Annotated in this window: 18 protein-coding genes and 1 pseudogene; 1 reads left to right on the forward strand and 18 read right to left on the reverse strand. The window is 36.6% G+C overall.

What is annotated here, in order from left to right:
* Positions 1-49 precede the first annotated feature (49 nt).
* From spoVK to miaA, 3 genes are all read right to left on the reverse strand, one after another.
* Positions 50-997: a stage V sporulation protein K gene (gene spoVK, locus Q5760_RS15775; RefSeq protein WP_428908583.1), complete on the reverse strand. Its 948-nt coding sequence runs from the start codon at positions 995-997 to the stop codon at positions 50-52.
* 284 nt (positions 998-1,281) lie between these two features.
* The gene (hfq, locus tag Q5760_RS15780; protein WP_428908584.1) at positions 1,282-1,524 is read right to left on the reverse strand and encodes an RNA chaperone Hfq; all 243 of its coding nucleotides are present in this window, start codon (positions 1,522-1,524) and stop codon (positions 1,282-1,284) included.
* 24 nt (positions 1,525-1,548) lie between these two features.
* Complete coding sequence (gene miaA, locus Q5760_RS15785) at positions 1,549-2,517, reverse strand: tRNA (adenosine(37)-N6)-dimethylallyltransferase MiaA (RefSeq protein WP_428908585.1); 969 nt, start codon at positions 2,515-2,517, stop codon at positions 1,549-1,551.
* A gap of 330 nt (positions 2,518-2,847) precedes the next feature.
* Between miaA and mreBH the strand changes: the two genes are divergently transcribed.
* Positions 2,848-3,855, forward strand: coding sequence for a rod-share determining protein MreBH (gene mreBH, locus Q5760_RS15790; RefSeq protein WP_428912603.1), 1,008 nt, complete (start codon positions 2,848-2,850; stop codon positions 3,853-3,855).
* Between the two features lie 51 nt (positions 3,856-3,906).
* Here the strand turns inward: mreBH and Q5760_RS15795 are convergent, their stop codons facing one another.
* The 15 genes and pseudogenes from Q5760_RS15795 to pgsA all read right to left on the reverse strand — a co-directional run bounded on the left by Q5760_RS15795 (position 3,907) and on the right by pgsA (position 23,866).
* Positions 3,907-4,311, reverse strand: coding sequence for a hypothetical protein (locus tag Q5760_RS15795; protein WP_428908586.1), 405 nt, complete (start codon positions 4,309-4,311; stop codon positions 3,907-3,909).
* A gap of 232 nt (positions 4,312-4,543) precedes the next feature.
* The gene (mutL, locus tag Q5760_RS15800; RefSeq protein ID WP_428908587.1) at positions 4,544-6,478 is read right to left on the reverse strand and encodes a DNA mismatch repair endonuclease MutL; all 1,935 of its coding nucleotides are present in this window, start codon (positions 6,476-6,478) and stop codon (positions 4,544-4,546) included.
* 20 nt (positions 6,479-6,498) lie between these two features.
* Positions 6,499-9,141: a DNA mismatch repair protein MutS gene (gene mutS, locus Q5760_RS15805; RefSeq protein WP_428908588.1), complete on the reverse strand. Its 2,643-nt coding sequence runs from the start codon at positions 9,139-9,141 to the stop codon at positions 6,499-6,501.
* Between the two features lie 122 nt (positions 9,142-9,263).
* Entirely contained in the window at positions 9,264-9,806 is a 543-nt protein-coding gene (cotE, locus tag Q5760_RS15810; RefSeq protein ID WP_428908589.1) for an outer spore coat protein CotE, read from the reverse strand.
* Between the two features lie 181 nt (positions 9,807-9,987).
* On the reverse strand, positions 9,988-10,416 hold the full coding sequence (locus Q5760_RS15815) for a RicAFT regulatory complex protein RicA family protein (protein ID WP_428908590.1): 429 nt from the start codon (positions 10,414-10,416) through the stop codon (positions 9,988-9,990).
* Between the two features lie 25 nt (positions 10,417-10,441).
* The gene (gene miaB, locus Q5760_RS15820; protein WP_428908591.1) at positions 10,442-11,962 is read right to left on the reverse strand and encodes a tRNA (N6-isopentenyl adenosine(37)-C2)-methylthiotransferase MiaB; all 1,521 of its coding nucleotides are present in this window, start codon (positions 11,960-11,962) and stop codon (positions 10,442-10,444) included.
* A gap of 199 nt (positions 11,963-12,161) precedes the next feature.
* Positions 12,162-13,028, reverse strand: coding sequence for a 2-oxoacid:ferredoxin oxidoreductase subunit beta (locus Q5760_RS15825; protein ID WP_428908592.1), 867 nt, complete (start codon positions 13,026-13,028; stop codon positions 12,162-12,164).
* A pseudogene (locus tag Q5760_RS15830) lies at positions 13,015-14,783 on the reverse strand (2-oxoacid:acceptor oxidoreductase subunit alpha). The gene Q5760_RS15825 and the pseudogene Q5760_RS15830 overlap by 14 nt, the downstream one beginning before the upstream one ends.
* A 525-nt stretch (positions 14,784-15,308) precedes the next feature.
* Positions 15,309-15,569 carry a stage V sporulation protein SpoVS gene (gene spoVS, locus Q5760_RS15835; RefSeq protein WP_071395267.1) on the reverse strand — a complete coding sequence of 87 codons (261 nt, stop codon included), beginning with the start codon at positions 15,567-15,569 and terminating at the stop codon, positions 15,309-15,311.
* Positions 15,570-15,727: 158 nt separating this feature from the next.
* Positions 15,728-16,525 (reverse strand): TIGR00282 family metallophosphoesterase, encoded by a 798-nt coding sequence (locus Q5760_RS15840; protein WP_428908593.1) that lies wholly within the window; start codon positions 16,523-16,525, stop codon positions 15,728-15,730.
* Positions 16,526-16,758: 233 nt separating this feature from the next.
* On the reverse strand, positions 16,759-18,321 hold the full coding sequence (gene rny / locus Q5760_RS15845; RefSeq protein ID WP_428908594.1) for a ribonuclease Y: 1,563 nt from the start codon (positions 18,319-18,321) through the stop codon (positions 16,759-16,761).
* A 229-nt stretch (positions 18,322-18,550) separates the two neighbouring features.
* Positions 18,551-19,600: a recombinase RecA gene (gene recA, locus Q5760_RS15850; protein WP_428908595.1), complete on the reverse strand. Its 1,050-nt coding sequence runs from the start codon at positions 19,598-19,600 to the stop codon at positions 18,551-18,553.
* Between the two features lie 365 nt (positions 19,601-19,965).
* A complete protein-coding gene (gene ltrA, locus Q5760_RS15855; protein ID WP_428908596.1) occupies positions 19,966-21,264 on the reverse strand; it encodes a group II intron reverse transcriptase/maturase in 1,299 nt (432 codons plus the stop codon).
* Positions 21,265-21,847: 583 nt separating this feature from the next.
* Positions 21,848-23,083, reverse strand: coding sequence for a competence/damage-inducible protein A (locus Q5760_RS15860; RefSeq protein WP_428908597.1), 1,236 nt, complete (start codon positions 23,081-23,083; stop codon positions 21,848-21,850).
* Positions 23,084-23,287: 204 nt separating this feature from the next.
* Positions 23,288-23,866: a CDP-diacylglycerol--glycerol-3-phosphate 3-phosphatidyltransferase gene (gene pgsA / locus Q5760_RS15865; protein ID WP_428908598.1), complete on the reverse strand. Its 579-nt coding sequence runs from the start codon at positions 23,864-23,866 to the stop codon at positions 23,288-23,290.
* Positions 23,867-23,905 lie beyond the last annotated feature (39 nt).

A 23,905-nucleotide genomic window follows, 5' to 3' on the forward strand; every position in this document is an offset into this window, starting at 1 on the left:
ATAAGGAAGTTTGAACGGTTTTCGGACCCTTCCCTATAAGACAACTTTTTCATTCTTGTATAAAAACTATATCATTACTTCTAATTGTCATTAATTCATGACGATCATAATTATTTTGCATTAACAACCTCATTGCTTGAGCCCGTATGGACTTCTCAATTACATTTCGAATATAGCGACCATTTGAAAAGCTTGTCGGATTTACAGCAGTTTTGATCCAATGAAGATGATCCCTTAGCTTCTTCTCTGCTTCATGACTTAATGTATATTGTTTTTCCTTTAACATAATTTCTGCAATTTCCATCAATTGATCGATACTATAATCCGGAAAATCAATAACAAGCGGGAATCGTGATTCTAAGCCTGGATTCAATGTAAGAAAATGATCCATCTCTCGAGAATATCCTGCTAATATTAAAATAAATTCATGCTGCTTATCTTCCATATGTTTTACCAAAGTATCAATAGCTTCTTTCCCAAAATCCTTTTCTCCTCCGCGTCCAAGGGAATACGCCTCATCAATAAAAAGAATGCCACCAATCGCCTTTTTTATGAGATCTCTCGTTTTTTGAGCTGTATGTCCGATATATTCTCCCACTAAATCTGCTCTTTCCGCCTCAATGAGATGACCCTTTGAGAGTACATTCATTTTATGGAATAACTTTCCAACCAGTCTGGCAACAGTTGTTTTTCCAGTACCTGGATTCCCTTTGAACATCATATGGAGTGCTTGTTTTCCACTTTTTAATCCATTTTCTTCTCTTTTCTTATTTACATAAATCCATGCATAAATTTCTTTCACTAAACGTTTCATTTCATCCATCCCTACAAGAACAGCTAACTCTTCTTCGATTTCTTTCAAAGCCGCGTGTTCAGTTGGGATCATTTTTGGAGTGGTGGGTGACATGTTGAGATTTTCTGTAACAGGGTTTCGTTTCTGTTTGTTTAGAACAATACTGATTTGACCATTGTTCTTCATTCGCATCGGTTGTTCCAAACTGTTCACCTCTCATTCTACAAACAGTATACGTTTTTTACCTGCTAGTTGTGACAAATGCCCATTTTTCTAGATGTTTATATATTTACATATATGTTTTGAAATATATATAAACGAAATGGTAGCGATAATCATGTGCAGTAAAATATACACATATTCTATTTGTATTCAGGAAGATGCCTGTTCATTAATCAAAGTTGCATTCCAATACTGAATTGTCTTTTTTTAATTTAAAGAATAAAAGGCATTCACATCATTCAACTGATGTAAATGCCTTTTTTTATTTATTTTGTTTGTTGTGGTACTTCTAACTCAATGGATACATTTCTTTGTGGAGAAAAGGTCGAAATCGCATGCTTATACACAAGCTGCTGTTTCCCTTCACATTCTAAAAGAACTGTAAAGTTATCAAAACCTTTGATTTGCCCTCTAATTTGGAATCCATTTAATAAAAATACCGTACAATTTATTCCATCTTTACGAAGTTGATTTAAAAATTGATCTTGTATATTCACTGATTGCTTCATAATAAAGCTCCTCCTCTTTTATCTCTACTTATATGTATTCGATTTTATTTTTAGCTTTCCTTCAATATATGAAGAAATTTCATCTAATTTTTTATTAAAGATTACAGAAGTAATTGCATCTGACATGTCAAACCATTTGACATCCATTTTATTTCGGAACCACGTTAATTGTCTCTTTGCATAACGTCGGGAGTTTTGTTTTAATTGATCGATCGCTTGTTCGAATGTTGTAATGCCGTCTAAAAAATCATAAAGCTCTTTGTATCCGATTGCTTGGATCGATTGGCAATTCCTTAACCCCTTTTCATGAAGAAATTCTACTTCATGTACAAGACCTTCTTCAATCATTAAATCAACTCTATGGTTAATTCGCTCATAAAGCTTTTCACGTTCCATTGATAAACCGATGATCGCAGCATCGTATAACAATTCTGGTTGTTGTGTCTCTTGCAACTCAGTTATCGTCTTTCCCGTGCAATGATATACCTCTAGTGCACGAATCACCCGTCTAACATTGTTGGGATGTATCCGCTTTCCGCTTTCAGGATCGATGTTAATTAATTGATTATGTAAGTAGGAGTTTCCTTTATCTTGGGCTTGTTGTTCTAAATACAGACGAAACTCCTCATCAGATGGAGCTGCAGAAAATTGATAATCATACAAAACAGATTGAATATATAATCCTGTTCCCCCAACAATCATAGGTAACTTACCACGTTGACTGATTTCTATTATTTTTTTACGGACTAACTCCTGAAACTCAGCGACTGAAAAAGATTCGTTTGGATCTTTTATATCAATAAGATGATGCGGTATTCCCCCCATTTCTTCCGGTTTAATTTTTGCGGTACCGATGTCCATTTTTCGATAAATTTGCATCGAGTCCCCACTAATGATTTCACCATTAAATGCTTTTGCAAGCTCAATACTCATTTTCGTTTTGCCAACTGCTGTTGGACCAATTAACACCACTAGCTTAGCCTTTGAGGTCAACTCTTGCCACTACCTTTTCCATTCGAATTCAGAACTAGCATAACAATAAAGTTAACTAATCCCTTCTTCTTTCATGATACCATATTTATCTATAATTAAAATCAAACATCTATTCATTATGACCATTTTAAATGGTACTATTCATAAATTAAGTTTTACATCGTAATTCTTTTATCATTTTTGTTATCACTTTGCCATTTTTTAACCGTTATGTCATACTACCCCCTTTTGCTTTACATTTTATTTAAAACTTAATAACATTGCCATCTTTCGTCAATTTTCGTGATACAGTTATCAAGAAATGAGATTGAAGTGAAATTAGGTGAATGTATGTTATCAAATCCAGAAATCGGTATTGATTTAGGAACCGCTAATATTTTAGCATATAGTAAAAATAAAGGAATTATTTTGAATGAACCAAGCATTGTGGCAATTGATGTTCACTCAAAAAAAATCTTAGCCTTCGGGAACGATGCGAAAGAAATGGTAGGAAAAACACCGGAAAGTATTGCGATTATTCGTCCTTTAAAAGGTGGAGTAATTGCTGATTTTGATACGACAACCGAAATGGTTCGACTCGTATTTAGTCAAATGGCAAAAGCACTTGGTTTATCCCTTCGTAAACCAAGTGTAGCGGTTTGTTCTCCCTTTTCAGCTACCAGTGTTGATAAACGAGCGATCATTGACGCGGTCAAAAATGCTGGTGCTAAAAAAGTATATACGATTGAGGAACCGGTTGCGGCAGCGATTGGTGCTGGAATGCCAGTGGATGAACCGGTCGCAAATGTGATTGTTGATATCGGTGGCGGATCCACTGAAGTTGCGATTATTTCCTTTGGTGGTGTGGTAGCTTGCCATTCCATCAAAATGGGCGGAGATCGTCTTGATGAAGATATTATTCAATATGTAAGAAAGAAATATAATATGTTAATAGGTGAACAAACTGCTGAAAAAATCAAGATAGAAATTGGATATGCCTTCTTGGATCATGAGGAAATGTATATGGAGGTACGGGGAAGAGATTTAGTAGACGGCCTTCCTAAAACTGTTACACTTTCGTCTTTTGAAATCTATGATGCCATAAAAGAGAGTTTAGCTCAAATACTAGAAGCATTAAGAGCTACACTAGAAGATAGTCCTGCAGAACTTAGCGGAGATATCGTCGACCGTGGTGTTATTTTAACTGGTGGTGGCTCAATGCTAAACGGACTGAAAGAATGGTTAGCAAAAGTAATTGATGTGCCTGTTGAAATTGCTGAAAATCCACTCCAATGCGTAGCAATTGGAACCGGTAAATCATTGCAATATTTAAAAAAACTGCCAAAAGTAGCAAATTAAAAAACGTCCATTTATGGGAGTTCCATAAATGGACGTTTTTTCAAAATAGACTTATGGAATAATTCGAGAAATTTGATCCACTTCCTCCTCTTTAAGTGTACGAATTCCACCAAATACTTCATATGCTGAACCGATGGACACTAGAAAATCTCCAGTAATAGCGACCTTTTGTTCCTGGAGAAGTTTTATTATATCTTCTTCTCCTATTTGACTTGATACAGATACAGCCTCTAATAATTGACCAATTGTCTTAATCCAAACACCGGTTAAAATTTGTCGTTCTCCAATTGAATCTATATCATTTTCAATATTTAAAAGTTCCGTTAACCCTTTCAACTCGATAATCTGCCCTATCACTTGAATCCATAATCCTAAGGCAACCTCTTTTTCCAGTTCTATTATTTTTTTATTATCGGAATCTTTTCTGTATTTGTCTTTTTTTCCTGTATGATCCACAATTACCAGCCCCAGAACAAAAGTTTTGCTTTATTTTATGCTAATTAAGCTATTCTGTTGCCTTCGTTCAGTCACCATTACAAAAATATATTGCATATTATCCTTTACTAATTTTCAAAAGCCTCTTTTCACAAGCACGAGTTCCAAGTAACAAAAGTGGTCAAAATATAGTCAAACCATAAAAAAATCACCAAAGAATCCTTAAATGCAAAGGCTTCTTCGATGATATAAATTACATAACACGTTTAAACATTTTCTCAAGTTCATACACAGATGTATGGATAATAATCGGTCTACCATGCGGGCATGTAAACGGATCAGATGTCAATCGAAGTTCATCTAGTAAAGCTTGAATCTCATCGTTACGTAAATGCCGATTTGCTTTAATCGATCCTTTACAACTCATCATGATCGCAGCTTCTTCTCTCAGCTTTTTAATATCTACTTTTTTCATTGAAAGAAGTTGTTCAATCATCTCTTCAATAATTTCTTTTTCTTCCCCTTCTGGAAGCCATTGTGGATGCGACTTTACAATGTAACTATTAAGCCCAAAGGGTTCAAGAAAAACCCCTACTTTTTCAAGCTCTGATCGATATTCTTCAATTTTAATGTACTCATCTGATGAATATTCAAATGTAATCGGAACAAGCAATTCTTGTAACTCAGAGGCTACTTCCCCTACTTTTTCTCGATAAAATTCATATTTGATTCTTTCTTGAGCAGCATGTTGGTCAATGATATACAATCCTCGCTCATTTTGAGCAAAGATATAGGTACCATGCATTTGCCCAATCGGATATAACGGTGGTACACGTGGAGCCTGTTCTTGTTGAACTGAGTCTTCTGATGGTACGGGGGAGTCATTCTGTTCTATAAATTTCTCTTTTTCTTGAACTCCCATGTTTTGATTTTGACTATGCAAATCATCAAGAACCAATTCCCTTGTCCCAATTTCTTTAACCATTTCAGCCTTGCGTAGCAAAGTTTCTCCTCCAAAGTCATGTTTCCCATGAGGTGGATGATATTCCTCTTTTTCTGTTGGATATAAAACAGAAGAAGAGGATGATTGATTGTTATTCGTTTTAAATTTAATCGGCTCAGACGGAATATGATCAAGCTTTAAAGTCGTTTGTTCGGATTGTTCTTTATTTCCTTTTACCTTAACAATTCCCTCTGGTATTAATTCTTGCTTTTTAAATGCGAGCTTAATTGTACTAGAAACCAGCTCATTTAACTCTTGTTCTTTACTGATTCTTACTTCTAGTTTGGATGGATGGACATTTACATCCACTAAAATAGGGTCCATTTCAATATTCAAGATGGCAATTGGGTATCTTCCGATTGGCAATAATGTATGGTAGCCCTCTTGAATAGCCTTGACAAGTGGATAGTTTTTAATAAACCTTCCATTAATCATAGTAGAGATATAATTTCTAGATGCTCTAGTCAATTCTGGCAAGGCCAAAAATCCGCTCAATTTAAAGTCAAGGGTGGAAGCCTGAATAGGGATCATTTTTTTGACTGTATTCAGTCCATATATCGCTGCTAGCACTTGTCTAATATCACCATTTCCATTTGTATGCAGTAATTTTCGCTCATTATGAAACAAACGAAATGAAATTTCCGGATGTGCTAAAGCAAGACGATTGGTTACATCTGTAATATTTCCAAGCTCAGTATGAATCGTCTTCATATATTTTAGGCGAGCAGGTGTATTATAAAATAAATCATTAATAATAATGTCCGTACCTTTTCGGCTAGCTGCTTTTTCTAGTGCCATCATTTTTCCGCCATCCATAACGATACGTGTTCCTGCATCACCTGTTGAAGTAATAAGTTCTAATTTAGACACAGAGGCTATACTCGGCAATGCCTCGCCACGAAAACCAAGGGTACGTATCCGAAATAAATCATGCTCATCTTTTATTTTACTTGTGGCATGACGCTGAAATGCCCGGGGAACATCACTTTCTTCCATGCCTTCACCATTATCACAAATCCTAATTTTCGCTAAACCCGCTTCTTCCACTTCTATATCTATGTTCGTTGCCCCTGCATCAATGGAATTTTCAACTAACTCTTTTACGACAGAAGCCGGTCGTTCAACCACTTCACCTGCTGCAATTTTATTAGAAAGCAAATCATCAAGCTGAATAATTTTCCCCATATTCCTCCACCTCCATTCCTTTAATGCTTGCTTTTCTTATGGAGTTCATAGAGAATATTCATTGCTTCCATAGGCGTCATATCTAAAATATCCAAATCTCTTATCTTCTCTATAATTGTTTTTTCTTTCACAGTAAGGTGATCCTGTTTTTTAACGATTGGCTGTTGATCTGCAAAAAAGGAAAGTTGCTGTTCTTCTATTACAGACTGGTCCTCTCCTTTATTCGTTGTTTCAGTATCTCGTCCAATTCTTTGTTCGTTAATAGATGTATCTTGATTAGGATGTTTATTTCCTTTCTCTAATGAAGCTAAAATTTCATTTGCACGGCTTATGAGTTCGCTAGGCAGATCCGCTAATTTGGCAACATGAATTCCATAGCTTTTATCTGTTGGTCCTTCTTTTATTTTATGGAGAAAAACGACTTTTCCATTTTGCTCCATTGCGCTAACATGAACATTCTTGAGATTCTCCAATTCTTTTTCTAATACGGTTAGTTCGTGATAATGGGTCGAAAATAAAGTTTTTGCGCCAATATGGTTATGAATATACTCAATAATCGCTTGGGCTAATGCCATCCCATCATAAGTTGACGTTCCTCGTCCAATTTCATCAAATAGAATGAGACTGTCCTTCGTTGCATTGGCTATCGCATTTTTCGCTTCCATCATTTCTACCATGAACGTACTTTGTCCTGACACTAAATCATCAGCTGCACCGATTCTTGTAAAGACCTGATCAAAGATCGGTAATACCGCTTCTTGAGCTGGAACAAAGCATCCAATTTGAGCTAGAATGGCAGCTAAGGCAATTTGTCTCATATACGTACTTTTACCTGACATATTTGGACCTGTTATCAACAGAATTTCCCGTTCTTTATTCATTACACAATCGTTCGGGACATAGCGATCTAAACTCATTACTTTTTCGACAACCGGATGTCGACCTTCTCTAATGATCATTTGCCTTTCAGTCGAAAATACCGGTCTAACAAATGAACGTTCCTCACTAATCGTTGCAAAACATTGTAATACATCTAGTTGGCTAACAATCTTAGCTAACGTCTGTAGCTTTGGAATATATTCTTTTACATGTTCCCGAATTTCTGTAAACAATTCGTATTCTAAATCCATGCTTTTTTCTTCTGCTTGTAAAATTAAAGCTTCTTTTTCCTTTAATTCTGGCGTTATAAACCTTTCTGCATTGGTAAGAGTTTGCTTTCTCTCATATCTTCCTTCTTCTAATAAATGCAAATTGGCTTTAGTTACTTCAATATAGTAACCAAACACGCGGTTGTACCCGACCTTTAACGATTTAATCCCCGTTTTCTCACGCTCTTCCCTTTCTAATTGGGCAATCCAAGTCTTTCCATTTCGACTCGCATCCCGGTAACGGTCAAGGTCCTCATTATATCCATCTTGAATGATATTGCCTTCCTTAATGGAAATAGGCGGATTCTCGACAATTGCTCGTTCAAGTATATCAGTTACTTCACCACAGGAATCCATCCCGTCAGCTAATTTTAAGGCTTCCTCATGACCTAATTGTTGAACGATTTGGCGAATGTATGGAATTTGTTGAAGCGATCGTTTCAATTGAACAAGATCACGTGCATTTACATTCCCAAAAGCCACTCTTCCTGCAAGTCGTTCTAGATCATATACTTCCTTGAGCATTTCCCTAATTTCTTGACGCTCAAAATAAGCTTTGATCAGCGTTTCGACTAAATCATGACGAGCGTGGATTGCAGATGGATCAATTAGCGGGCGATCAATCCATTGTTTTAATAAACGCCCTCCCATGGCTGTTTTAGTTTCATCTAATAACCACAGTAATGAGCCTTTTTTTCCTTTTGAACGAATCGTTTCCGTTAATTCAAGATTGCGTTTTGAAAAATAATCGATTTTCATATAATGATAGATTTTATACGTTTTGACGGGCTGTAGGTGTTCGAGACTACGTTTTTGCGTTCGATGCAGATAATTAAAAAGTCTCGCACTTGTATTTTGCAGTTTCTTTTCTGTAACTTCTTTTAGTAGTGAATGATATTCATCTTTTATCTCTACATCCTCTTCAATTGAAATCGTCATGACAAAACGATCATTAATTTGCTTCTTCCATTGGTCTATAAATGAAGAAGCAACAACCAATTCTTTAGCACCTATTAAAGCAATTTCATTAATAACATCATCGAAATCATGTAATAAGGTTACTTTACTTTCACCTGTTGAAATATCTGTATAGGCTAAAGAAAAAGTTTGATCCTCAAAATGATTGATAGAAGCAATGTAGTTATTCTCCTTATCTGTAATACCCTTTCCTTCCATCATGGTTCCTGGTGTAATCAATTGAACCACTTCACGGCGGACAACCCCTTTTGCTTCCTCGGGTCTTTCAACCTGCTCGCATATGGCCACCTTAAAACCGCGTTCAACTAACTTTTCTATATAGGAAGAAGCAGAGTGATAAGGTATACCGCACATTGGAATCCGTTCGTCTCCCCCACCCTCTCTGCCTGTCAATGTAATTTCTAATTCTTGGGATGCTTTAATGGCATCTTCAAAAAACATTTCATAAAAATCACCAAGACGAAAAAATAAAAAGGCATCTTGATAATTTGCCTTTACTTGTAAATATTGTTGAATCATTGGCGTATAACCGGCCATTTTTACCTCCAAAGTTAAACCATTTTATTTCTTTTATTTACTTATTATATCATAAAATAGAAGGGTGTTAGTTGGGAGGTTTTTCAAAAAAAAAACTAGGAAGCACCCTTCCTAGTCATAGGTTATTTATCTTTATTCTTATCTAGGAAGTCTGGATCAAGATCCTCAAAGTCATCATCGTCTACATCAAAACCCCAATCATAATCGTTTTCATGATCCCTTTCTGGATAAACATGAACAATCACTTTTGTATCCCCTAATACTTCAACAATAAATTCTCTTTCAACATGGACGACCATCATATTACCATCTGAAATTACACATTCTAAACAGTTTGGTTGTTGTATCACTTTGGCAATTACATCATGCTCATCTAGGCAATCTTGATCACGATATTTTAACTTGATCACATCACAATATTCAACGGTTTTTGTTACGACTTCTGTTCTTGTATTATTGTTATAGGAATACCAAATGTTAATATCATAAGCTCCGTTTATTTCAACCTTTTTATCTATTTTTTTCGCTTCATACGTATGGTTTATAATCCAACAGCCAAGAATGCTTGACGGATTGTGTAGTGGCTTAACCGTATGATTAGACTTTGTAAATTTGCGTCCCTTCGCCACTACTGCTTTAGTTATAATCTCTCTGTACTCTCCCATTGCAAGCGAAACCTCCTCATTTATTTTCACTTCATCCTATGCTTAAAGGTAGGCTAGTGTGCGATAAAGTTTAGCGAATATCTTAAAAATATAGGCATGTAGCATTGTATGAATATATGAGGAGAAGGTTCCGAAATGGAAAATAAAAAAGGTTTGGAGTTTATCCAAACCTTTTTCGTCATTAATGATGGGAGCAGTTTTTATTTTGAATTTCAGCACCGGTTTCTCCACTTAATAAATTTCCACCTGTTGATATGATGATTTCATCTGTCACACGATTAGAAATCGTTGTCGCCACTAATTGCAGTAAATCATTGACCTCTACTTGAGATTCCTTAAACTCATATACAACTGGAATTTCATCAAGTTCCTGTTGAAGTGCCGCTATTTTTTCCTCTGTTTTCTTAAAGGCTTCTATTTTACCATAATGTTGAAAATTTACGGCTTGCTTCTGAAGTGCTTTAATGGTTGAAATATGCTGACGTACCTTTTCGTTTTCATGGATTTTAGCCTCAGCTTTTTTGAAAAAATCAACTTCTTCCGTTTCTGCAATCATTTGAGCTAATTCTCTTGCCTTCTCAACAATATCATCTTTCGTAAATTTCCCCATGGTTTCACCTCAAGTATCTTTTTTGTTATTCCACCATTTCTCCATTTAATGACCATGTTTTTGCTTCAGTAATTTTCACTTTAACGATTTTACCAATTGTCGTTTTTGGGGCTGTAAAATTAACGAGTTTATTTCTACGCGTATAGCCTGCTAATACATCAGGGTTATTTTTACTTTCTCCCTCAACAAGTACTTCAACAACTTGGCCTTGATACTTTTTCATCGCCTCAGCAGACAATTCATTCACAACTGCGTTTAATCGTTGTAATCTCTCTTTTTTGACTTCCATTGGTACATTATCCTGCATTTTTGCAGCTGGAGTCCCTTCACGAGGTGAATATATAAACGTATATGCAGCTTCATATCCAACTTCACGATATAAGGAGAGCGTTTCTTCAAACTGCTCTTCGGTTTCATTTGGATAACCAACTATAATATCCGTAGTTAACGCAACATTTGGGATCGCAGCTTTAATTTTCCGGACCAATTCAAGGTAGTGCTCACGACTATATTTTCGAGCCATGATTTTTAACACATCCGTGGAACCAGATTGTACAGGTAAGTGAATGTGTTCTACTAGATTGCCGCCCTTCGCTAAAACTTCAATCAAGTGATCATCAAAATCACGAGGGTGACTGGTTGTAAACCGTACTCTAGGAATATCAATTTTCCTAATTTCATCCATTAAGTCACCAAGACCGTATTTCATATCTGAAAAGTCTTTACCATAGGCATTTACATTTTGACCTAATAATGTAATCTCTTGATATCCTTGAGCTGCAAGATGACGGACCTCTTGGATAATATCTTCTGGTCTTCGACTTCTTTCTTTCCCTCTTGTAAATGGAACAATACAATAGGTACAGAACTTGTCACAACCATACATAATATTGACCCATCCCTTAATATTCCCGCGTCTTACTTTCGGAAGGTTCTCAATAATATCCCCTTCTTTAGACCAAACCTCAATCACCTGTTCTTTTGACATGTAGGCTTCATTTAAGATATGTGGAAGGCGATGAATATTATGGGTTCCAAAAACCATATCGACATGCTGATACGTTTTTAAAATCTTATTTACGACTGATTCTTCTTGAGACATACAACCACAAACACCTAATAATAAATCAGGTTTGTCTAGCTTTAAATGTTTTAGATGACCGAGTTCACCAAATACTTTATTTTCTGCATTCTCACGGATCGCACAAGTATTTAATAAAATGACATTAGCATCTTCCACTGTATCTGTTGGCTCATAACCAAGACCAAGAAAAATCCCAGCCATTACTTCTGTATCATGTTCATTCATTTGGCAGCCGTACGTACGAATATAAAACTTACGACCTTCTCCCATCCCTTTAAATTCCTCAGGGATTTCAAAGTCTTTAAAGTAGGAGATTTCTTCTTTCCCCCGTTTTTTAGCTTCCTTTAAAGATGGAGCGGTAATAACCGTTTCAAAATACTTACTATAATCCTTTGCGGATTTTTTGTCCGAAGGATCTTTCGTTACTACTTGTTGGCTTTCTAAACGTTGTTTCTCATTCATTTAATTTTTGTACTCCTTTCTTACTCCTCGAATAAACGATAAGAGTTTTGCACATTATAATAGTATAATGCCTTGAATGAATGAAAACAATAGTCAGGTATTGGTCTTTTTACAAGATTGATTTTATAGATGATAAAAAACTAGAAAAAAAGCAAGTGATAGATTCACAATCACTTGCTTTCTTTTATGATAAATATAATTATTTAAACTCTGCAACTAATTGATTGAAATGTTCTGTATCTAAATTCAAATCCGATTGGACAAGTGGTTCTTCTGCATAACCTTTTAGTAATTGTTGATAGGATTGACGCTCAGTATTCTGATAGATTAATCCTGTGACGAGACCATTATGTTTCATCAACGTCTGCATAGCCTCTTCTCGACTTGATGGATCATATCCTTCAATATCACTTAACTTTGTTAGATTTTCTTTAAACCAATCATACGTATTTACCTTATTATAAGTTACACATGGGCTAAATACATTGATTAAAGAGAATCCTTTATGGTTAATCCCTGCTTCAATAAGGGCTGTTAAATCCTTTAAATCAGTAGAAAAGCTTTGTGCTACAAAGGTAGCTCCAGCGGTTAAGGCCATTTCCATTGGTGAAACCGCTTGTTCAATGGATCCTTGTGGTGTGGATTTAGTTTTAAATCCAGCAGCCGAACGAGGAGAAGTTTGTCCCTTCGTTAAACCATAAATCTGATTATCCATGACAATATAGGTAATATCAATATTTCTTCTAATTGCGTGAATCGTATGACCCATTCCAATGGCAAATCCATCTCCGTCACCACCTGAAGCAATAACGGTTAAATCACGGTTCGCCATTTTAACACCTTGGGCGATTGGAAGGGAACGACCATGAATTCCATGTAAACCATATGAATTAATATAACCCGATATACGGCCGGAACAACCGATACCAGAAATAACAGCTAAACTTTCAGGCTCTAATCCTACATTTGCTGCCGCACGTTGAATGGCAGCCTGTACAGAGAAATCTCCACATCCAGGGCACCAATTTGGTTTTACATTATTTCGAAAGTCTTTAAATGTTGCCATTAAGAACAGCTCCTTGCATTTGGTGTATATCTTTACATTTTGCATATACTTCGTTAGGTTTGAATGGATTTCCATCATACTTTAGTACTTTATGAATTTTTGCAGCATGACCTACATTCATTTTAATGATATTTGCAAGCTGTCCTGTAGCATTATTCTCAACAACAGCCACTGCTTTAGCATTCTCGACTAGTGGTAATAGTTCATCTGTTGGGAATGGATGGATTAAACGGATATGAGCATGGTTTACTTTTAAACCATCCTTCTCTAAACGCCCCATTGCTTCTTCAATTGCTCCACGTGTCGAGTTAAAACCAACAATTAATAGATCCGCTTTTTCATGCGGTGCGTTTTTATAAACAGGTGTATCAAAACGAATATTTTCCATTTTTCTAAACGCTTATCCATTTGTTGCTGACGGTTAACTGCCGCTTCAGAAGGTTTACCTGTCTCATCATGTTCAACACCTGTCACATGATGGATTCCATTCTTTACACCTGGAATGACACGTGGAGAAACTCCATCTTCTGTTACCTCATAACGTTTGAAATACTCTTTATTTTCTGTTCCTGGTAAATCCTCTGTAATTAATTTACCACGACGAATTTCTACTTTATTATAATCGAGTGGTTCAACTGTTTGCTTTCCTAGAGATAATTGTAAATCAGATAGAATAATAACTGGACATTGATATTCCTCTGCTAAATTAAACGCTTCAGCTGTGTCATAGAAAGCTTCCTGAACCGTACTAGGTGCTAGAACAATTTTAGGAATTTCACCATGTGTTCCGTAGATCATGGCCATTAAATCAGATTGTTCCTGTTTGGTCGGTAATCCTGTTGAAGGACCTCCACGTTGAGTGTCAACAATCACAAGCGGTGTTTCTGTTATTCCAGATAAGCCAATCGCTTCCATTTTAAGAGATAATCCAGGTCCTGCAGATGCTGTTAAAGAACGAACCCCTCCGTAATTGGCTCCGATTGCCATAGTAACTGCAGCAATCTCATCCTCTGTTTGAATAACGGCTCCACCAAGAGGCGGTAAGTTTTTAATTAAATATTCCATAATTTCAGAAGCTGGTGTGATCGGATACGCTGCCATGAATCGGCATCCGCCAGCAAGAGCACCTAATGCGATTGCATCGTTTCCAATCATAAATAAGCGATTTTTACCATCTGCTTTATCTAATACAATGGCTTTTGAAGCCGCATCTGTTTCGTCTCTTAAATAATCATAACCCGCTTTGATTGCTTCCATATTCTTGTCAACAACTTGTTGACCTTTCTTGCCAAAAATTTCTTGTACGACATCCTTAAACACATTAATATCTAAATTTAGTATGGCACACGTTGCTCCAACAGCAACCATATTTTTCATTAACGATGTACCTAAATTAGTTGCGATTTCGGTGAATGGAACCGCATACAGACTTCCCGAAGAATCTTCTGGATTTTTTGGATTAAACTTGGAATCAGCAATGATAATCCCTTTATTATTCAATTCTTTGTAGTTTACTTCGATTGTTTCTTGATCAAATGCTACTAATATATCTAGATCATCAGAAACAGTACGTACTTGAGTTGTGCTCACTCGAATTTTATTGTTTGTATGACCGCCCTTTATACGTGATGAAAAGTGACGATACCCGTATAAATAATACCCTAATCGGTTTAATGCAATTGAAAATATTTCCCCTGTACTCTCGATTCCTTCTCCTTGTTGCCCTCCAACTTTCCATGAAAGCTGATTAACCATATTTCCACCCCTTTAAATACAAAAAAAGTTTATGTCCCTATGTAGCTCAAGTATATCACCTATTCGAATTTTTTCTAATTAATTTGCTTAATTTCTAGAAATTTTCTTTATATTTGGAATTCGAATAGTTCTAAACGATTTCATTCTATCCCCATATCATAAAAAATGCAACCATTTCGAATTGAAATTTGACAAAAATGTGAATATTTTTTTAGTTTCATAAAAAACATCAATTTTGCCTTCATATTAACCATTCAAACAAAAATAAAAGTGAGTTAAAATCCTATTTATCATATCTTTTTTGAAATTTCGGGTTCCTTTTTCTAGAAACCCTTATACTCATCTTTTCACTAAACTATATTTTTATATAACTACAATTATATTTTAATATGTTGAAATTTATGTTTTTTGTTTCAGTTATAATAAAAAACCTGCTTACACTAAGCAGGTCCACTCATCTTGATCTTTAGAAAATACCTTTTCCCTATTAAAAGGTAATATCTTTTTACGCTAACACATTCTTTATTATCTAGGTTCAATTATTAGCTTGATAGCCGTTCTTTCTTCACCGTCAATTAAAATATCAGTGAATGCTGGTATGCAAATTAAATCAACGCCGCTAGGTGCAACAAATCCTCTTGCAATGGCTACAGCTTTAACGGCTTGATTTAATGCACCTGCACCAATCGCTTGAATTTCTGCTCCACCTCTTTCTCGCAGAACTCCAGCAAGCGCACCAGCTACAGAATTAGGATTAGACTTTGCTGAAACTTTTAATATTTCCATTCCTAGCTCCTCCTTGTATGGTTCCTCCTTTTTGTTCACGGTTGGAACAATTAAGATATATCATTCCACTGATACTATATTCAGTAAACTTTACACATATTCCGGCTTGGTCATAAAAATATAATAAGGCACCATCAGAATATGATGGTGCCTCTCTCCTATGAATAAAACGGATGATCTTCATTGATTAAAATAGGAGTTATCTTTTTGGCATTGCCTGTTTTATTATCAATTTCAATACATACTGCACTAAGTTGGGCCCGTCCTGTTTTAGGTACTTCAAATCGCCCTGGTAATCCTGTTAAAAATCTTCTTATAACGACTTCCTTATCCATCCCTAATATCTCATCATATGGACCTGTCATCCCTACATCAGACATAAACGCTGTCCCCTTAGGCAATATTCGATGATCAGCTGTTTGAACATGTGTATGTGTCCCAATGACTGCAGACACTCTCCCATCAAGATACCAACCCATTGCCTGCTTTTCACTTGTAGCTTCCGCATGAAAATCAACAAAAATTATCGGTGTTCTTACTTTCGCTTCTTCAATCAATTGATCAGCTTTTTGAAAAGGACAATCATTTGCCGCTAAAAAGGTTCTGCCTTGTAAACTGATCACGGCGATTTCTTCACTGTTCATCTTTAAATACACGATACCTTGACCTGGATTATTCTCAGGAAAATTAGCTGGTCTTACCAGATATTTTGCATGGTCAATAAATTCAAAGATCTCTCGATTATCCCAAGTGTGATTTCCTAGCGTAACAGCCTGTGCGCCTATTTCTAAAAAACCACGATAAATTTTTTCTGTAATGCCTTTCCCGCCCGCTGCATTTTCTCCATTTACAATGGTTATATGGGGACGATACTTTTCTTTTAGTTTTGGTAAATATTCCTTAACCATGTCACGTCCCATTGAACTAACTACATCACCAATAAATAATATATTCATATTTGAACCTTTCTATTTTTAATTTAGGCTCTGTTAAACCTAGTTGTTGCTTCTCGTTTCAGGCACTTCGCTTTCCTCTAAAGATATGCATGAGCCACTTAGACACTTCATGCTTTAAAGGTCTCCTCGCTGTCTCGCTTCCCCTACTGCTTTATGCCTTCCACTGCAATCAAGAGTAATCCTAAATTAATATTCCCATTTTAATTAAAATAAAGCGGTGTATCAACACCGCTTTATTTTGCATATTCAACCGCTCTTGTTTCACGGATTACCGTGACTTTTATATGACCTGGATAATCCAGTTCTTCTTCAATCTTTTTACGAATATCTCGAGCAAGACGATGAGCTTCCAAATCATCAATTTGTTCAGGTTTTACTAAAATTCGAACTTCACGACCAGCCTGAATAGCAAACGATTTTTCTACCCCATCATATGATTCGGAAATCTCTTCCAATTTTTCAAGACGACGGATATAATTTTCAAGCGTTTCCCTTCTTGCTCCAGGTCTTGCTGCAGACAATGCATCTGCCGCTGCAACTAAAACAGCAATAATCGACGTTGGCTCCGTATCGCCATGGTGGGAAGCAATACTATTAATAACAATTGGATGTTCCTTATATTTCTTAGCAAGTTCCACACCAATTTCAACATGGCTTCCTTCTACTTCGTGATCGATGGCTTTACCAATATCGTGTAGTAAACCTGCACGACGTGCCATTGTTTCATCTTCACCAAGTTCTGCTGCTAGTAATCCACTAAGCTGAGCAACTTCTATAGAATGTTTAAGAACATTCTGTCCATAGCTTGTTCTGAATTTCAAACGCCCTAGAATCTTAATGAGATCTGGATGTAATCCATGAACACCAACTTCAAAAGTAGTTTGTTCACCTATTTCTCGAATGTGTTCATCTACTTCACGTCTAGATTTATCTACCATCTCTTCAATTCGAGCTGGGTGGATTCTTCCGTCTTGAACAAGCTTTTCAAGGGCTAAGCGCGCAGTTTCTCTTCTAACTGGATCAAAACCTGATAGAATTACGGCTTCTGGAGTATCATCAATAATTAAATCAATACCCGTTAACGTTTCCAGTGTACGAATATTACGTCCTTCTCTACCAATGATGCGTCCTTTCATTTCATCATTAGGAAGATTTACAACTGATACCGTTGTTTCAGCAACGTGGTCTGCTGCACATCGTTGAATTGCTAAAGACAGAATTTCTTTCGCCTTCTTGTCCGATTCCTCTTTGGCTCGAATTTCACTTTCTTTAATCATTACAGCGGTTTCATGCTTTAATTCATGATCAACGCGCTCGATAATGATGGCCCTTGCTTCTTCGCGAGTTAATCCAGAAATACGTTCTAACTCTGCTTGTTGTTGACGCACGATCTCGTCCACTTTGCTTTCCATCTCTTCAATATGCTGTTGTCTTTTGTTAAGAGAATCATCTCTTTTCTCTAAAAGGTTTTCACGTTTTTCTAACGATTCATCTTTACGATCAAGATTTTCCTCTTTTTGCAGTAAACGATTTTCTTGTTTTTGAAGTTCATTTCTACGTTCACGAATTTCTCGTTCTGCTTCATTACGAAGTTTATGATTTTCATCTTTTGCCTCAAGTAAGGCTTCCTTTTTTAAAGATTCCGCATCACGTTTGGCATCTTCTAGTATTTGTTCTGCTGCATCTCGTGCTCCAGCAATTTTCGCTTCAGCAATCGACTTTCGAACAAAATAGCCAACAACTACACCGACGATCAGAGCAAGCAAAATGGAGATGATTGCAATTAGTAGGTCCATCATTTCACCTCCTTCTGCTATTCGCTTTTTGTTACTGATTAAAGGTTCAACTTGTACATTTTTCAAAATCAAAATACAGCTCTTAGGCTTTTATTACAGATAAAAAGTAAAAATATACATTATTAATTGTAAAGCTGTGTATTTTTAATGTCAAGTGGTTGTCCCTACGCCTTTTACGAATATTTTCAAAAAATGGCAAAGTCCTTTTATTAGACTTTGCCATTGTAAATTAATCGACTAAATTTAATTCATCCTGCTCAATTTCCTCATTTTCAGAAGACACCGTTTGAACACCATCTAAGCCAAAGTGGTTACGAATTTGTTGTTGAACTTGTGCACGAATTTCAGGATTTTCCTTAAGGAATTGTTTTGCATTCTCTCTTCCTTGACCAACTCGTTCCCCGTTATATGAATACCACGATCCACTCTTCTCGATAATGTCAAGTTCTGCACCAATGTCAACAATTTCGCCTTCTTGAGAGATTCCTTCTCCGTACATAATATCTACCTCAGCTGTACGGAACGGAGGGGCTACCTTATTTTTTACAACTTTAATCTTCGTTCTATTTCCTACAATCTCACTCCCTTGTTTAATCGCTTCAGCGCGACGAACTTCTAAACGAACAGAGGAATAGAACTTAAGTGCGCGTCCACCAGGAGTGGTTTCTGGGTTTCCGAACATAACTCCAATTTTTTCACGAACTTGGTTAATAAAGATCGCAATCGTATTCGATTTATTAATGGCACCTGAAAGTTTACGAAGAGCTTGTGACATTAAACGGGCTTGTAATCCCATATGGGAATCTCCCATTTCTCCTTCAATTTCTGCCTTAGGAACTAATGCTGCAACAGAGTCTACAACAACAATATCTACAGCACCGCTTCGAACAAGAGCTTCAGCGATTTCTAATGCTTGTTCACCCGTATCTGGTTGAGATAATAGAAGCTCGTCTATGTCTACTCCAAGTTTTTGAGCATACGTTGGATCAAGTGCATGTTCTGCATCTATAAATGCAGCCTGTCCACCTGTTTTCTGAACTTCTGCAATGGCATGAAGGGCAACTGTCGTTTTACCTGAACTCTCTGGTCCATAGATTTCGATAATACGACCTCTTGGGTATCCACCCACACCTAGTGCAGCATCTACCGCTAATGAACCAGTAGATATAGTTGATATTACACGATCTGATTGTTCACCTAGTTTCATAATTGAACCTTTACCAAATTGTTTCTCTATTTGTTTTAACGCCTGTTCAAGGGCTGCTTGACGATCGCTCACAAAGTTTCCTCCTTTTATATAAAAACAGCTTACTGATTTTCTACTAATTCAAGTATCCATCCTTGTTTATAATATATCTCTTTTTCACCTTTTTGTCTATTAAAAAATCGAACATTCATTCGTTATTTTTCGATGATTGCTTAATGTGAATAGTTTAAAACCAGACTACCATTCTACCATTTTTATACGAAATTCAGCTATTAAAAATTAAAACTCAAGTATAATTCGTAGAGTAAGAAACTGATTTCAAAGGGATAGCTTTTGCTATCTCTTTTACTTTCAGCTCCTCCTCATCAAACCGTACGTGAAGTTTTCCTTCATACGGCTTTCCGACGTTCTTCTTTCCTTGGCTTTACAGCGTCTAACTAGCTAATTTTCACTAATATATGTTTCACTTCTTTTCTTACATCCTTTAAATTTCCATGTTTCTTACGATTATTTCTCTTTTTGTTATGAAATAAGGTAAGTCGTTCTAATACATACCAGTCGATTCTATTTAGCCATTTCTTTGCGTGAGCCGAGATAAGATAGTAATTCTTGAAACCTTGCAGTTTCCTATTTAGCCCTTTTACTAACTCTCTGATATCCAAGTATAATTTATTCCTTGGTTCTGTATAGGCTTTAATCTTAGAACGCATTTTCTTCATCGCATTCCTCTTAGGTATATGTGACATGACATATAACGTGTTTCCACCTTTTCGTCTGATTGGAAACTTCCGATTATGAAATCCTAGAAAATCGAAACCATCTATGTCATTCCACAGATTAACTAGTCTCGATTTATTTCTATTAATAGTAAGGTCAAGTTTCCTCATTATTGATTGGATGACCTTTATACTTTCAAGTGCTTGTTGTTTGGTTTTACACATAATGACGAAGTCATCCGCATACCTTATGAGTTCACCCAAGTCTTTGAACTTCTTCTCCCAAAGCATATCCATTGTATTTAGGTAGATATTAGCTAAAAGAGGTGAAATTACACCACCTTGCGGTGTACCAGTAATTGGATTTCTTATTTTGCCTTCCTCCATTATGCCTGACTCTAGCCATTTTCGAACAAGCTTTAAAACCCGTCGATCACTAATCCTTTGTTCTAATATTTTCATCAACTTGTATTGATTAATATTATCGAAATATCCTTGGATATCGACGTCTACTACCCAAAAACATTTCTTACTGGCTTTTCTTATCTTTGCCATCGCTTGATGGGCATTTCGCTTTGGACGAAAACCAAACGAACAGTCATGAAAGTCAGCCTCGAATATTGGTTCAATAACCATTTTCGTTGCCATCTGTACGACCCGATCTTTAATAGTTGGAATTCCTAATGGACGTTTCTTTCCATCATCCTTTGGAATATAGGTTCTTAGGACTGGACTAGGGTGATAACGCTTCTCCTTTAGTTCCAAATAGAGCTCGTTCATAAATTTCTTTTCCCCGTACTCCAAGACGATTTGTTCAATCGTCTGTCCATCGACACCTCCACTTCCTTTCTTTCGTTTCACACGTTGCCATGCCTCCCATAGAATATCAGGACGATAGATTTTGTCATATAAAGCGTGAAATCTTCGAGTTGGACATTCCTTGGCACAAAGATATAACGTCTTCCAGAGTTCTTGAGCTTTTACTTTATTGGTGTAGTTAGTCATTTTCCTGACATTCACTGACTCTTACCTCCTTCTGACATATGAACGAAGTAGGGTAATGGCTTGCGCCGTCCTTCCCTAGACAATGTTGTGTTGTCATTGTCATTAATGGTACTATGACCCCCTCCGACTCCCTCTCATCCATCCACCACTTCGTTTGCACTTATAGGTTTCTGCTTTACTTTCGTTAGAAAGTGATAAGGAGGGTATCCCCAGTTCCGCTAACTACTTTACTAACATGTCGCTCCCCATACCCCGAGAGATTTATCGGTGCTGCTATTCCAAGATCTTCACACCTTCCATGGTCTTCGCCCATTATCCCAAGGCTCGACTTCTCTTTGGCTACCGTAGGTAGGTTCTTTTGACGAGACGGCAGGATTCACTTTATGTTACAACCTGTTAGTTTGCTCGCACTCCGCTAGGGAGTTACTTTATCACAGGGCTTCAACCTTAGAATTTCTTCACCAGTTGCCTGTCAGCTACTGAGCGTCTTGGTACTTACTCAGGTTGGACTTTCACCAACTAGCAATTAACGGCTTGCTGGGCACGCGGACAACAAAAAAAGGAAGCTGTTAAAGATTTTAACAGCTTCCACTCGTCATTAATTGATAAGCTTTAACAAATAATGGCAGCCCCATTTTACCGTACGAACCCGATTTGTCGTTCGATTGACACCAAGATTTAATTTTTCTACTCTTGTTGGTTGCCCTTTAATACTCATTCCTACATACACAGTTCCCACTGGTTTACCTTCCAATTCATCTGGACCTGCTACACCAGTAAAACTAATTCCAATATCCGCATTCATCAATTGGGCCACATTTTCGGCAAGTTCTTTCGCACATTGACTGCTTACAACACCGTAGGTTTCAATCGTTTCTTTTTTTACCTTTAAAACATTTTGTTTTACTTCGGGTGTGTAGCAAACCACCCCACCTTTTAGTAAATTTCCAGCACCAGGAATCGCCGTTAATTCTTTTTGGAACATTCCCCCTGTTAAACTTTCCGCAGCAGCAATCGTCAGCTGTTTTTCTTGTAACATTTTTGATAGCTCACTCATTAATGAAGTTTCATCATAACCATAACAATATTCGCCTACACGGTCCAAAATTATTTTTTCCGTCTCTTCAATCATCTCATTAGCCTTTTCAACAGATTCATGTTTTGCCGTAATTCGCAATGTCACTTCATTTTCTCCAGCAAGCGGGGCAATCGTAGGGTTAGATTGTCCATCAATTAGATCTTCGATTTCAGTTTCAAGCTGTGATTCTCCAATCCCATAAAATCTTAGTACCCTAGATACAATTTTTTCTTTTAATTGAAGCTTATTCATAAAATATGGGTGTGCATAGGTTAAAAACATCGGTTCCATTTCTTTTGGTACTCCTGGAAATAACATATAGATATGTTTTTCGCTTGAATACACCATTCCTGGAGCCATTCCATAGTCATTTGGAAGGATTTCGGAGCCTTCGATGACCAACGCTTGCTTTTTATTATTATCGGTCATAGTTCGACCTGTACGTTTGTAATAATCTTCGATGGTATCTAATGCAATTTTGTCGATCACCAGTTTGCGATTTAAATGAGTCGCGATGGTATCTTTTGTTAAATCATCCTTTGTCGGACCCAGCCCTCCAGTAAAAATTAGCAAATCCGAACGGCTTTCAGCTATTTCAATGACTTGTTTTAACCGTTCTGGATTATCACCAACAACTGTATGATAAAAGACATTGATACCTAAGTCAGCTAAATTTTTGGATAAAAAACGGGCATTTGTATTGACAATGTGTCCTAATAATAATTCTGATCCTACCGCAATGATTTCTGCATTCAAAAAAAACCCCTCCTTCAACTTGACTCTGTTAAGCATGGTTGAAGATTTCCGCCTCAGGAACTTCGCCTTTCGAATAGCTATTCTTGAGCTACCTTTACATTTTGTGTCTTAAGGTGGCATGCCAATTTCACTTCTCCCGCAAGAGTCTTCACACTTTCCACTAAAAATCAAATATACCTTTTTACAAAGCTAACTATTAATAAATTATTTAGATCTCATAAACGGCTCTTTATTTTTAATAAAATAATCCAGTCCAGACCATACCGTGAAAAATAATGCAATCCAAAGTGCCAACATATCAAAGGAAAAAGAAAACCATTCGAAGAAAATATTATGTAAGAGAAGTGCCGAAATCGCAATAATTTGGGTCCAAGTTTTAATTTTACCAAGCATATTCGCTGCGACAACTTCCCCTTCTCCTGCTAAAACAAGACGTAATCCTGTAACTGCAAACTCTCTACTAATGATAATAATAACAATCCAAGATGGTGCCATTTGCAGCTCCACTAATACAATTAAAGCCGCAGAAACAAGAAGCTTGTCTGCAAGTGGATCGAGAAATTTTCCCATATTGGTTACTAAATTGTATTTACGTGCAAAATGTCCGTCAATCCAATCTGTTGTTGAAGCAATAATAAAAATCAACGCTCCAACAAAATGGGTGACAGGCATTGTAGTACCAAGTATTGTAATGTCTCCCCATGAAAAAGGAACAAGCATGATTATGACAAAAATAGGGATCATTAATATTCTTGAAATGGTGATTTTATTAGGTAAATTCATCTATTTCTCCTCCAATTGTTATTCCTAAAACAGCAGGAA

The sequence above is a fragment of the Niallia sp. Kr1 genome (assembly GCF_050389805.1).
GTDB lineage: Bacteria > Bacillota > Bacilli > Bacillales > Cytobacillaceae > Bacillus_BD.

Excerpts from the sequence above, each read along its gene's own strand:
- hfq (WP_428908584.1), bottom strand. The coding sequence starts at position 1,524 with ATGAAGCAATCAGTGAATATACAAGATCAATTTTTAAATCAACTTCGT.
- mreBH (WP_428912603.1), top strand. The coding sequence starts at position 2,848 with ATGTTATCAAATCCAGAAATCGGTATTGATTTAGGAACCGCTAATATT.
- mutL (WP_428908587.1), bottom strand. The coding sequence starts at position 6,478 with ATGGGGAAAATTATTCAGCTTGATGATTTGCTTTCTAATAAAATTGCA.
- mutS (WP_428908588.1), bottom strand. The coding sequence starts at position 9,141 with ATGGCCGGTTATACGCCAATGATTCAACAATATTTACAAGTAAAGGCA.
- cotE (WP_428908589.1), bottom strand. The coding sequence starts at position 9,806 with ATGGGAGAGTACAGAGAGATTATAACTAAAGCAGTAGTGGCGAAGGGA.
- Q5760_RS15815 (WP_428908590.1), bottom strand. The coding sequence starts at position 10,416 with ATGGGGAAATTTACGAAAGATGATATTGTTGAGAAGGCAAGAGAATTA.
- miaB (WP_428908591.1), bottom strand. The coding sequence starts at position 11,962 with ATGAATGAGAAACAACGTTTAGAAAGCCAACAAGTAGTAACGAAAGAT.
- Q5760_RS15825 (WP_428908592.1), bottom strand. The coding sequence starts at position 13,028 with ATGGCAACATTTAAAGACTTTCGAAATAATGTAAAACCAAATTGGTGC.
- spoVS (WP_071395267.1), bottom strand. The coding sequence starts at position 15,569 with ATGGAAATATTAAAAGTTTCAGCAAAGTCTAATCCTAATTCTGTAGCT.
- Q5760_RS15840 (WP_428908593.1), bottom strand. The coding sequence starts at position 16,525 with ATGAATATATTATTTATTGGTGATGTAGTTAGTTCAATGGGACGTGAC.
- rny (WP_428908594.1), bottom strand. The coding sequence starts at position 18,321 with ATGGACCTACTAATTGCAATCATCTCCATTTTGCTTGCTCTGATCGTC.
- pgsA (WP_428908598.1), bottom strand. The coding sequence starts at position 23,866 with ATGAATTTACCTAATAAAATCACCATTTCAAGAATATTAATGATCCCT.